Here is an 11,501-nt window from a genome sequence, read left to right on the forward strand (position 1 = left end):
ACGCCGGCCAGAGGCAGTATACCTCAGGGGCCCGCGGTCCAAATCGCGCCACGGTAATTTGACCATGAGTTCAATCGACACCCTCCCCCCCCTGCGCGAAGTCATCGCCACGCATCAGCTGTCGGCCCGAAAATCGCTGGGTCAGAATTTTCTGCTCGACCTCAACCTGACCGCCAAGATCGCCCGGCAGGCTGGCGACCTTACCGCCTGTGATGTGCTTGAGATCGGACCGGGTCCCGGTGGCTTGACGCGCGGCCTTCTTTCCGAGGGCGCGCGCAAGGTGGTTGCCCTCGAAAAGGACACGCGTTGTATTGCCGCCCTGAATGACATTGCCGCCGCCTATCCCGACCGGCTGGAAGTCATCAATGGCGACGCACTGGAGATCGATCCGCTGGCGCACCTTACGCCGCCTATTCGAGTTGCCGCCAACTTGCCCTACAACGTGGGTACAGAACTGCTGGTCCGCTGGCTGACCCCACCCGAATGGCCGCCCTTCTGGCAAAGCCTCACCCTGATGTTTCAACGGGAAGTAGCTGAACGCATAACGGCCCAGCCGGGCAGCAAAGCCTATGGTCGCCTCGCTATCCTTGCCCAATGGCGGGCCGATGCGAACATCGCCATGTCGCTACCCCCTGGGGCCTTTACACCGCCGCCCAAGGTCTCCAGCGCTGTGGTTCACCTGACCGCCCTACCCGAGCCGCGTTATCTGGCCGACGCCGCAACCCTGTCGCGTGTCGTCGCCGCGGCCTTCAACCAGCGTCGAAAAATGCTGCGCGCTTCGTTGAGAGGCGTGGCTCCGGACATCGAAGATCGCCTGACCGCCGCCGGGATCAAACCCACCGAACGCGCCGAACAGGTTCCGATTGAGGCGTTCTGTGCGCTGGCCCGCGAGATTCGCAAACCCTGACATCAGACAACAAAAAACCCCGGCAACCAAGCCAGGGTTTTTAATCATTACTGTTCCGAGAAAGTCCGGTTACTCCGCGGCCTCGGGAGCATCACCGTCATCCGCAGCCGGTTCCGGTGCAGGTTTGGGCTTGCGGGCACGCGGTTTGCGCGCCGGTTTTTCTTTGCGCTCCGGCGCCTCGGCACCTGCGGCAGGCGCTTCGCCTTTGCTTTCCGGAGTCTCGACCAGGCCAGACTCGGGCGCAGCAGCCTCGGGGGTGAAGTCCATCACATCCGGTTGCGGTGCTTCAGCCGGGTCCGATTGACGCGCTGCTTCGCGTTCCTGGCGTTCGGCGCGTTCGCGGTCACGCTCGGCCTGGCGCTCGCGGTTCTGGCGCTCCTGCTCTTCGCGGCGCGCTTCCATTTCGCGCTGCGCTTCGCTTAACATGCGCAGATAATGCTCGGCGTGTTGCTGAAAGTTTTCGGCGGCCACACGGTCATTGGACAGCTGAGCGTCACGCGCCAACTGATTGTACTTGTCAATGATCTGCTGCGGTGTGCCGCGCACTTTGCCCTCAGGACCCGAGCTGTCAAAAACCCGGTTTACGACGTTGCCGCCAGAAGGACGATTGCGGTTGTTCTTGGCCCGCGAGCGGGATTTGGAGGATCTCATCTTACTTTACGTCAGCCTTGTCATTCGCTGTCGATCAACCCGTACCTTACGCTGCTCAGTGGCTTGTGCCGTAACGTATTGTCGACTTTTTGGGCTTGGCGTCAGGGGTGCGCTGAAACAGCGTCAACCTCGCCGACTAATCCTGAGTAAACATGTCCTGCCCGCGCAGACAAGGGGTTTCTCGGAAAATTCGCAGCTTTTTTACTTTCACCGGCGTTTTTTAGCCGCAATAACGCATTTTACCCCGGCATTTTGGCGCCGATAACGCGGTCGCGGCCATCCAGATCGGGGATCACGCGGATATTTGATAAGCCCGCTGCATCGAACAAAGCAGAGACATCTGCAGCTTGTTTCGGCCCGATCTCCACTAATATTCGCCCCCCTGGTGCCAGAAAATCTGGTGCGGAAGCCGCGATATGGCGATAAGCGCCCAGCCCGTCACCTTCATCCGTCAGAGCCAGACGCGGTTCATGCTCGCGAACTTCTGGGGACAGCTCATCCATTTCGGACAGCGAGATATACGGCGGATTTGAAACAATCAGGTCAAATTGCCCCTCAATGTTCTCGAACCAGTTTGACTGGAGAACTTCAATCCGATTCTGCACCTGATGCTGCACCGCATTGGCGCTGGCTTGCAGGCACGCAGCCTCGCTAAGATCAACACCTACGCCGGAAGCACTGGACCGTTCCGCCAATAGAGTGATCAGAATACAGCCAGATCCTACGCCCAAATCCAGTACATGATCGAACGGCTGGCTAAGTGCCGCCTCAATCAGCGCCTCGGTTTCCGGTCGCGGGTCCAGTACATCTCCACTGACCCGAAACCGACGGCCGTAAAACTCCCGTTCGCCCAACAGATGTGAAACCGGTACCCTGATAGCGCGCAGCGAGACCAACTGGTCATAGCGCTCGGCGATATCCAAAGGCAGTTCTTCAGGCGCAATCAGGGTTACGCGGCTAGCTTCAACGCGGGCGGCATGAGCCAACAACAGACGCGCGTCGCGTGCCGGATCCGGCACGCCTGCCGCACGTAAGCGCGCGGTGGCCGCAACCATTGCCTGTGCCGCTGTTTGTGCGCCGGTCATTGCGCCATCTCAGCCAACAGGCGCGCCTGATCGTCGGCAGTCAATGCATCAATCACCTCGTCAAGATCGCCCTGCATCACCTGATCCAGCTTATAGAGCGTCAGGTTGATACGGTGATCGGTCATGCGCCCTTGCGGGAAATTGTAAGTTCTGATCCGCTCCGAACGGTCGCCCGACCCCACCTGGCTGGCCCGGTCCGCCGAGCGTTCACTGTCGATCCGCTGGCGTTCCAGATCGTAAAGACGCGTCTTCAGCACCTGCATGGCAATCTCGCGGTTGCGATGCTGAGATTTTTCAGAGCTGGTTACCACGATGCCGCTGGGCAAGTGCGTGATCCGCACGGCCGAGTCGGTCGTGTTTACATGCTGCCCACCCGCGCCCGAGCTGCGCATTGTATCGATGCGTAGGTCATTGGCGTCAATTTGGATGTCTACATCTTCGGCCTCGGGCAGAACTGCAACCGTGGCCGCCGAGGTGTGAATCCGCCCGCCGCTCTCGGTTTCAGGCACGCGCTGCACGCGGTGTACGCCAGATTCGTATTTCATCCGGGCAAAGACATTGTCCCCTTTGATATGGGCGACAACCTCTTTGATTCCGCCCAGATCGGACGCCTGTTCTTCAATGATCTCAATTTGCCAACCGCGCGCCTCGGCGTATCGCTGGTACATCCGCAACAGGTCGCCGGCGAACAGCGCCGCCTCGTCGCCGCCGGTGCCCGGCCGGATTTCCAGCATTGCTGGACGCGCGTCCGCCGCGTCTTTGGGCAACAACGCCAGTTGCAGCGCATGCTCAGCTTCCGGGATGCTGGTTTTAAGACCGGCAAGTTCTTCTTCGGCCAGTTCCTTCATATCTGGGTCGGCCAACATCGCCTCTGCCTCGGCCAGATCAGCCACGAGTTGACGCCAAGCCATGATTTGATCGACGACAGGCTTGAGATCAGAGTATTCCTTAGCCAATGCCGCGATGTCCCCGCCCGAGGCGCCGTCAGCCATGGCAGCTTCGAGGTATTGGAATCGCTGGGTTATCTGTTCAAGGCGTTCTTCTGGGATCATTCGGGCGGTGTCTATCATCCCGAGGCTTTGGTCAAGGGCCAGGCTTGTGCTAAGCTTATATGCATGAAACGGATTGTACTTGCTCTCGCCCTTTGCGCCACTCCTGCAATGGCCGACGTCGTAGGCCCTGGTGGCAAGGTTCAAGATTGCTATTGTACCGACAAATCAGGCACCCGCGTCGAGCTGGGCGAGATGATTTGTCTACAGGTCGATGGCAGGATGTTTATGGCGCAATGCCAGATGTCGCTGAACGTGCCGATGTGGCGTGAGGTGCAGGAAGGGTGTTTGTCGTCAGGATTGCAGCAGAACTCCGAACCAAAGAACGGGTTTGCAAACTTGTGAGAATTGGGTTTTCTGACCCTCAAAGGTCACGCCAGCGGCTAAGTTTCTTCCTTCTACAATCCCTGCCAATAAATGCTTAAAACTGGCCTCCCGCCAATACGCTGCCGCCAGAATATTCAAATATTAGTGGCCGCAGGTTGTGGGTTCCCGGCCTCCACCCATTCAGATATTTGAGAACGATCTGAATCGTTGGGAACGTCAACGTGCGGCATGCGATACTTACGGCCACGGAATGGTACCACTGCGGCCTTGGTTCGAAACCCAATTTTCTTAATTACCTAATTGAAGCGGGCACTTTCGCAGTTTTCCATATGCCGGCACGCCTCAACTCTTCAACCGCGCATGGAAACTTTCTTTCGTATTCGCTCATGACACCGATATTGAGACGCTGAGTAGCATTCTCAAATCATTTCAGGTTACTTAGCCACTCATCAACCCGCGCCTTATTTACCCCGAAATCCCTGCGCCCAAAGCGCAACCTTGCATGAATGCGCAGCCTGTCCCCGTCCTGCTGCACTGTCGTATAATCAGGAAATCCCGCCACGAGTGAGCGCGTGACGTAAGTCACCATCCCCTCCTCTGCCGAACCGGCCAGTACCCGGGTCCGAGGCGTCTCGCGCGCAATCGCGTCCAGACGCGCCAAACCGTCCGGGCCGGTTTCGATCACGCGGATCACGCCGCCTGCCATATCCCGATCCGCCTCGCCAATTGGGCTGGCATGCCAAAGTCCAGGATCGGACGGTGCCAGACGGACATAGGCGCCAGCCACTACCACCGCCCCCACAAACAGCAAAAGCACCATCTTCTTCATCCCGATCCTGTCCTTTCAGCGGACCCTATCCCGAAGCACAAGCAGCACAACCCAGTCGGGTGCCTACCGTTGCGTCACCCCGGGCAGGATGCACAGCAATTCGAACAACAGGTTCGCTGCAGTTAACGCTGTGTTGCCGGAAGGATCGTAGGGCGGAGAAACCTCAACCAGATCGTAACCCACAACGTTCATCCCCTGCAGCGCGTGTATCAATTGTAGCGCCTGCGGCGTCGTGAGCCCGCCAATTTCGGGCGTACCAGTGCCGGGTGCGTAAGCCGGATCCAAACTGTCGATGTCATAGGTGATATAGACCGGATGATCCTCCACCGTCTTGCGGATTTGCGAGCCGATCTCGGTCAGGTTTTGCTGCCACAGCTCCCATGCGGGAAACTGGCGGAAACCCCAGCCTTGGGCCTCAGTAAAATCACTGGCGGCGTAGCCCGAACCGCGAATGCCGATCTGAAAAGTCTTGTCTGGAACGATCAGCCCTTCCTCATAAGCCCGGCGAAAGACTGTGCCGTGGGTCTCACGCTCGCCAAACATCTCGTCATTGACGTCGGCATGAGCGTCCACGTGGACCAGCGCCACCGGACCATGCTTGGCGGCAATCGCGCGTAGAATAGGCAGAGTGATCGAATGGTCCCCACCCATCGCGACCGGGATCACGTTCTGCGCCAGAATGCCGTCATAGCTTTCCTTGATGATCTTCAGACTGTCCGGCAGCGAAAACGTGTTGATCGCCAAATCGCCGATATCGGCGATTTGCAAACTGTCAAAGGGCGCGGCGAAGGTGGCCATGTTGTAGGGCCGGATCATCGCGCTTTCGCTGCGGATCTGTTTCGGTCCGAACCGTGTGCCCGACCGCCACGAAGTTCCGATATCCATCGGAATTCCCAGAACCGCCACATCCAACCCCTCCAGCGAAGACGCCTGAGGCAGCCGCATGAAGGTGTTCGGCCCGGAAAACCGCGCAAGATCATTACCGCTGATCGGTTGGTTGAAGTCTATCATGCGTGTTGTTCTCCCATCCGGCCATTCATGGAAGCAAATAGCGGAAGTTTGGCTAACCAAAAGTTAAAGCCCCAGCCAAAACTCTTAAGTCAGCTTGCCCCACCCGAGCAGACAGATGATCTGAGTCGCCACATGCGCCCCTGCAATCGCCGTTGCACCCGAGGTATCAAACGGTGGCGAAACCTCGACCACGTCCCCACCCTTGATGTTGATCCCAGCTATGTCGCGCAAGATGATCTGGGTCTGAATCGAGGTCAGCCCGCCCCATACCGGCGTTCCGGTTCCGGGTGCAAATGCCGGGTCCAGCCCGTCGATATCGAAACTCAGGTAAACCGGACTGTCGCCCAGGATGCTCTTGATCTTTTGCGCCACGGCGGCCGGACCGGACTCGTACACTTCTCGCGCGTCGATGATATTAACACCCAGAGTGTCCTCGTTACTCGTGCGTATTCCCACCTGGACTGAACGCTTCGGGTCCACAAGCCCCAGCTTCACCGCCTTATAGAACATGGTGCCGTGATCCACGCGGGACATGTCATCGTCGGCCCACGTGTCCGTATGCGCATCGAATTGCAGCAGAGACATCGGCCCGTATTTCTCCGCGTAGGCTTTCAGGATCGGAAAACTGATATAGTGATCCCCGCCCAGCGTGACCGAGGCCACATCAGCCGCCAGAATGGTACGGATGTGCTCGGTCAGCGTGTCAGGAAAAGCCGGGATGTTGGCATAGTCATAAGCCATGTCGCCATAATCGATGATCGCCAACTCGCTCAGCGCATCGAAAGGCCAGCCATAGGGCGCATCCGGCGATTGCAGGGCGCTGGCCTCGCGGATCGCGCGCGGTCCCAAGCGTGTGCCGGGACGGTTGGTCACTGACTGATCAAAGGGCACACCGGTCACCGCAATGTCGACGCCCTTCAGTTCTTTCGTGTACAGCCGGCGCAGAAACGATGTCGCCCCGCCAAATGTATTCTCATAGGACAAACCTTTGAGGTCCGGGTTGGTGAACGCCTCGTCCACCTGAGTTTTTGCATCTTCCAATGCCATTTCGGGTTATCTTCCTCCCAAAGTTCCCGACGGGTCGGCGACGCGCGCTAACGTCAAGCCACAGGCAGCGCCTTTTCCACGATTCTCGCGAAAAAGGATGCACCCACCGGCGCGATTTCGTCGTTGAAGTTGTATTTCGGGTGGTGCAGGCCCGCGCCTTCACCCTGCCCGAGAAACAGATAGGCACCGGGCCGTTCCTGAAGCATATAGGAGAAATCCTCGGCCCCCATTTCGCGCCCCATATTGCCATTAACGCGCTCAGCCCCCGAGACCTCGCGCGCAACATCGGCGGCGAAAGCGGCCTTGTCGGCATCGTTGATGGTGGCGGGATAGCTCACGTCGTATTCCAGACGCGCCGTGACCCCATATGAGGTCGCCTGCCCCTGCACGATCTGCTCCATCCGCTCCATCACCATTTTCTGGACGTTGGGATCGAAGGTGCGCACCGTACCGTTGATAAAGGCCGTATCGGGGATCACGTTGTTCACTGTACCTGTGTGAATCTGCGTCACAGACACTACCAGATCATCCAAAGCGTAGTGATTGCGGCTGACGATCGTCTGGATTGCCTGCGCGATACCGCAGGCTGCCATAACCGGATCACGGGTTTCGTGCGGCATGGCCCCATGCCCGCCAACCCCCTGAATGTGCACTTCGAACGTGTCGACGGCCGCCATGATCGGACCCGGCGTTGTGTAGAACGAGCCCTGGTCAAATCCGGGCGCATTGTGCAGCGCATAGACCTGAGAGATATCGAAGCGATCCATGATGCCCTCTTCGACCATCACTCCGGCTCCACCGCCTTCCTCTTCGGCGGGTTGAAAGATCAAAGCAACCCGGCCGCTGAAATTCCGCGTCTCGGCCAGATAACGTGCCGCGCCCAACAACATTGTTGTGTGACCGTCATGACCGCAGGCATGCATATTGCCCGTTTTTTTCGAGGCATAATCAACACCGGTCTCTTCTGGAATCGGTAACGCATCCATGTCCGCACGCAAACCGATCGTTGCCCCCTCGCCCTGCCCATTGATGATTGCGACGATTCCGGTTTTAGCGATGCCCTCGTGCAATTCATCCACACCGAACTCGCGCAGGCGTTCCGCCACAAATGCTGCAGTCTCGAAGCAATCAAACTCCAGTTCGGGGATCGAATGCAGGTGCTGGCGCCATTTGGTCATGTCAGCGGCATAACCAGCAATACGGTTGACGACGGGCATCTGGGGTGGACTCCTGATCCAAGCTGCGAGATGGATGCATCTGACACCGGAATAAGGGGCTTCGCAATGGCTGAAAATCCGCTGATCCATGACTCGGACGCCGGGATTGAGCGTTTACTGGAAATCATGCGCCGTCTGCGCGATCCGAAATCGGGATGTCCATGGGATGTCGAACAGGATTTCGGCACCATCGCCCCCTACACGATCGAAGAAGCCTATGAGGTCGCAGACGCCATCGAACGGAAGGCCTGGGACGAACTGAAGGGCGAATTGGGCGACTTGCTGTTCCAGTCCGTGTTTCACGCTCAGATGGCCGAGGAAGCCGGACATTTCGCCTTTCAGGACGTGGTGCGCACCATGTCAGACAAGATGGTGGCCCGTCATCCGCATGTCTTCGGCGACGAATCCCGCGATAAATCCGCCGAGCAACAGACGCTGGACTGGGAGACTATCAAGGCCGCTGAACGCGCCGGCAAGGAGCAAAAAGGCGCGCTGGACGGTGTGGCTGCCAACCTGCCCGCCCTGTTGCGCGCCCACAAGCTGCAGAAACGTGCCGCCCGTGTTGGGTTCGACTGGCCCGATGCCAGCCACGTGCTTGCCAAGATCACCGAAGAAGCCGCTGAACTGGAAGAGGCACGCGACAGCAAAGACGCGGACGCGCTTGAGGATGAATTCGGCGACCTGCTGTTCGTGATAGTCAATCTGGGTCGACATCTGGGCGTCGAACCCGAGGCTGCCCTGCGCCGCACGAACGCCAAATTCACCCGCCGCTTTGAACAGGTCGAGGCGCGGTTGGCAGCGTGTGGAAAAACCCCCTCTGGCAGTACATTGGAAGAAATGGACACCCTCTGGGATGAAGTGAAGATCGAAGAGCATCGGGCCAACGGCAAACTCCCGCCTGTGGATGCTGCAACCGACGCCTAAAACCACTGGACAACGCGGGCGGCACTTGTCAGTGTCCGCCCTTCGATACTCCAGAGGGCAGCCATGGCACCGCGCAAGATCATCATCGACACCGACCCCGGCCAGGACGACGCCGTCGCCATTCTGCTGGCACTAGCCAGCCCGGAAGAGATCGAAGTACTGGGTATTACCGCTGTCGCTGGCAATGTGCCGTTGGAGTTGACTGCCAAGAACGCATGTATTGTCTGCGAACTGGCCGGGCACAGCCACATACCTGTCTATGCCGGGTGCGACCGACCGCTTAACCGCCCATTGGTGACGGCGGAACATGTGCACGGAAAAACCGGTCTGGACGGCCCTGAGCTTCCAGATCCCGAAATGGAACTGACCGAAGGCCACGGCGTTGATTTCATCATCGACACACTGCGCGCGCACGAACCTGGAACGGTGACGCTCTGCCCATTGGGCCCTCTGACAAACATTGCAACGGCGTTTCAAAAGGCGCCCGATGTCATTGACCGGGTACAGGAAATCGTACTGATGGGCGGGGCGTATTTCGAGGTCGGAAACATCACGCCAGCGGCAGAATTCAACATTTACGTCGACCCGGAAGCCGCTGAAATCGTGTTTAAATCTGGCGTTCACATTGTGGTTATGCCGCTGGACGTCACGCATGATGCGCTGGTCACGAAGCAACGCAACAATGCCTTCCGCGCACTAGGTACCAAAGTTGGTCATGCGGTAGCCGAGATGACCGACTTTTTCGAACGGTTCGACATGGAAAAATATGGGTCCGAGGGCGCGCCGCTACATGACCCTTGTGTGACCGCCTATTTGATCCAGCCTGAACTGTTCAAAGGACGGCATATCAACGTACAAATCGAGACGCAGTCTGAGCTGACCATGGGAATGACTGTCGCGGATTGGTGGCGCGTCACCGATCACCCTCCAAATGCGATGTTCATGGGCGAAGTTGATGCGGATGGCTTTTTCGCGCTGTTGACTGAACGACTGGCGAAGCTATGAGTGCCGCGCTCCGCCTTGCCCGTCCCGAAGATCTGGACCGCCTCATGGCTCTGGTCGCTGCTTTCCATACTGAGACAGGCATCCAGCAGGATGCCGATCAACGGCGTGAGGCTCTTCTGCCCCTACTCGAAGGCATCCCCCACGGGTGTGTTTATCTGATCGGGCCAGGTCGGGCACCGCTGGGATACATCATCCTGACTTTTGGCTGGTCGGTAGAATTCGGAGGCATGGACGGATTCGTGGACGAGATATACATCCGCCCAGCCGTGCGAGGACGCGGCATTGCAACCGAGGTGCTGCACGAACTCCCCAAAGCTCTTGCCGAAGCCGGGCTGACTGCCCTGCATCTTGAGGTCGACCGCTCCAATGAGGCGGCGCAAAAACTGTACTTACGTGCGGGTTTCAGACCCCGCGAGCGTTACATGCTGATGAGCAGGACGCTTTAACGGGATTCCCCGCGGAAAATCAGATCCGGATTGTACATCTCCTTGACCGGGTCATCCTGAGACACTTCCATCCCTGTGATTGGATAGGTGCCCGGGCCCGCGCAAGCGGCCAGGAAACTGACGGAGAGTACTGAAATCGCCAGAAGGAATTTTGATACAGACATTGTAGCCCCCCTTACTGCAATGCCATCAGTATAGGCCACGACGCTTACCCTACGTTAGGTACAAGTTCACACATAACGATGTTTGTGCCAGCCCAGTACCCAAAATTGCGGTGCCAATGGGCAATAAAACAGGGTAATTATGAATAAAAAACGGTAGTTAGCGACTTCTCAGCATTTATCGGGGCGCAGCGCCATTTCAAAGAAGATCAGTTGCTCCTTGGCAATCTCAGGGATATCGGAATAGGCGTTGCGCAACTCAAAGCCCAACGAAAGGTATAATCGAGTCGCTGCCTCCTGGTGTTTGCCCGTATCCATTCGGATATAGTCATACCCGTCATTCCGGCACTTTTCGATCAGCGACTGCATAAGTGCGCATCCGGCCCCGGTGCCACGCGCTTCTTCATTGACATAGACCCGTTTTATTTCAGCGACACCCCTATCTATCGTATGAAACATGCCGCACCCCACAGCCTGCCCGTCCAGCATGGCCAGCTGCGTGCGCCCGTTTGGAGGGGTATGTTCCGCTTCGACGGCCTCCATCAGATGGGCGTATTTGTCATAGGGATAGAGCACCTCGGCCATCCGCCTTGGCTTCCCACTAAACGACAGCAAATAGTCACGATATTCCCAACACAAACGCCGAACCGCATCAAAGTGGTCCGGCGTTTGTGGTTCAATTATATTCAGCAAAGCGCAATCCCCGGATGAAAACCGAGGATCAGCTTAGCATCACAATCGTCAGGTGCGAAGGATCGAGCGTCCTGCGTATTCGGCGACTTCGCCCAGGCTCTCTTCGATGCGGATCAGCTGGTTGTACTTCGCCAACCGGTCCGAGCGCG

The 11,501-nt window shown here is 57.9% G+C and carries 15 protein-coding genes; 5 read left to right on the forward strand and 10 right to left on the reverse strand.

All coding sequences use genetic code 11. The features are described from left to right. Positions 1-64 precede the first annotated feature (64 nt). On the forward strand, positions 65-907 hold the full coding sequence (rsmA, locus tag AC2TDA_RS12715) for a 16S rRNA (adenine(1518)-N(6)/adenine(1519)-N(6))-dimethyltransferase RsmA (RefSeq protein WP_480879480.1): 843 nt from the start codon (positions 65-67) through the stop codon (positions 905-907). 69 nt (positions 908-976) lie between these two features. Here the strand turns inward: rsmA and AC2TDA_RS12720 are convergent, their stop codons facing one another. The 3 genes from AC2TDA_RS12720 to prfA form a co-directional block, all read right to left on the reverse strand. After that, on the reverse strand, positions 977-1,558 hold the full coding sequence (locus AC2TDA_RS12720) for a DUF4167 domain-containing protein (protein ID WP_480879481.1): 582 nt from the start codon (positions 1,556-1,558) through the stop codon (positions 977-979). 239 nt (positions 1,559-1,797) lie between these two features. Beyond that, entirely contained in the window at positions 1,798-2,643 is an 846-nt protein-coding gene (gene prmC, locus AC2TDA_RS12725) for a peptide chain release factor N(5)-glutamine methyltransferase (protein ID WP_480848262.1), read from the reverse strand. Next, positions 2,640-3,695 carry a peptide chain release factor 1 gene (prfA, locus tag AC2TDA_RS12730; protein WP_480848292.1) on the reverse strand — a complete coding sequence of 352 codons (1,056 nt, stop codon included), beginning with the start codon at positions 3,693-3,695 and terminating at the stop codon, positions 2,640-2,642. Before prfA ends, prmC begins: the two co-directional genes overlap by 4 nt. Before the next feature lie 63 nt (positions 3,696-3,758). On the opposite strand from prfA, the gene AC2TDA_RS12735 reads away from it, so the two are divergent. Beyond that, on the forward strand, positions 3,759-4,037 hold the full coding sequence (locus AC2TDA_RS12735; protein ID WP_480848264.1) for a hypothetical protein: 279 nt from the start codon (positions 3,759-3,761) through the stop codon (positions 4,035-4,037). Between the two features lie 406 nt (positions 4,038-4,443). Here AC2TDA_RS12735 and AC2TDA_RS12740 read toward each other — a convergent pair whose 3' ends face one another. From AC2TDA_RS12740 to AC2TDA_RS12755, 4 genes are all read right to left on the reverse strand, one after another. Further along, a complete protein-coding gene (locus AC2TDA_RS12740) occupies positions 4,444-4,848 on the reverse strand; it encodes a DUF1499 domain-containing protein (protein WP_480848265.1) in 405 nt (134 codons plus the stop codon). A 63-nt stretch (positions 4,849-4,911) separates the two neighbouring features. After that, positions 4,912-5,859, reverse strand: a complete 948-nt coding sequence (speB, locus tag AC2TDA_RS12745) for an agmatinase (RefSeq protein WP_480848267.1) — start codon at positions 5,857-5,859, stop codon at positions 4,912-4,914. 84 nt (positions 5,860-5,943) lie between these two features. After that, the gene (speB, locus tag AC2TDA_RS12750; RefSeq protein WP_480879482.1) at positions 5,944-6,906 is read right to left on the reverse strand and encodes an agmatinase; all 963 of its coding nucleotides are present in this window, start codon (positions 6,904-6,906) and stop codon (positions 5,944-5,946) included. 53 nt (positions 6,907-6,959) lie between these two features. Beyond that, positions 6,960-8,123 (reverse strand): M20 aminoacylase family protein, encoded by a 1,164-nt coding sequence (locus tag AC2TDA_RS12755; RefSeq protein ID WP_480879483.1) that lies wholly within the window; start codon positions 8,121-8,123, stop codon positions 6,960-6,962. A 66-nt stretch (positions 8,124-8,189) separates the two neighbouring features. On the opposite strand from AC2TDA_RS12755, the gene mazG reads away from it, so the two are divergent. The 3 genes from mazG to AC2TDA_RS12770 all read left to right on the forward strand — a co-directional run bounded on the left by mazG (position 8,190) and on the right by AC2TDA_RS12770 (position 10,498). Continuing rightward, positions 8,190-9,047 carry a nucleoside triphosphate pyrophosphohydrolase gene (mazG, locus tag AC2TDA_RS12760; protein ID WP_480879484.1) on the forward strand — a complete coding sequence of 286 codons (858 nt, stop codon included), beginning with the start codon at positions 8,190-8,192 and terminating at the stop codon, positions 9,045-9,047. Positions 9,048-9,110: 63 nt separating this feature from the next. Continuing rightward, positions 9,111-10,052 (forward strand): nucleoside hydrolase, encoded by a 942-nt coding sequence (locus AC2TDA_RS12765; RefSeq protein WP_480879485.1) that lies wholly within the window; start codon positions 9,111-9,113, stop codon positions 10,050-10,052. Then, on the forward strand, positions 10,049-10,498 hold the full coding sequence (locus AC2TDA_RS12770) for an N-acetyltransferase family protein (RefSeq protein WP_480879486.1): 450 nt from the start codon (positions 10,049-10,051) through the stop codon (positions 10,496-10,498). The genes AC2TDA_RS12765 and AC2TDA_RS12770 overlap by 4 nt, the downstream gene beginning before the upstream one ends. Here AC2TDA_RS12770 and AC2TDA_RS12775 read toward each other — a convergent pair. The 3 genes from AC2TDA_RS12775 to AC2TDA_RS12785 form a co-directional block, all read right to left on the reverse strand. Beyond that, positions 10,495-10,662, reverse strand: coding sequence for a hypothetical protein (locus AC2TDA_RS12775; RefSeq protein ID WP_480848276.1), 168 nt, complete (start codon positions 10,660-10,662; stop codon positions 10,495-10,497). The genes AC2TDA_RS12770 and AC2TDA_RS12775 overlap by 4 nt on opposite strands. Before the next feature lie 168 nt (positions 10,663-10,830). Then, on the reverse strand, positions 10,831-11,244 hold the full coding sequence (locus AC2TDA_RS12780; RefSeq protein ID WP_480848278.1) for a GNAT family N-acetyltransferase: 414 nt from the start codon (positions 11,242-11,244) through the stop codon (positions 10,831-10,833). A 156-nt stretch (positions 11,245-11,400) separates the two neighbouring features. After that, positions 11,401-11,501: hypothetical protein (locus AC2TDA_RS12785; RefSeq protein ID WP_480879499.1), on the reverse strand; the 101-nt coding region annotated here is incomplete at its 5' end.

This window comes from Ruegeria sp. HKCCD6426 (genome assembly GCF_057221115.1).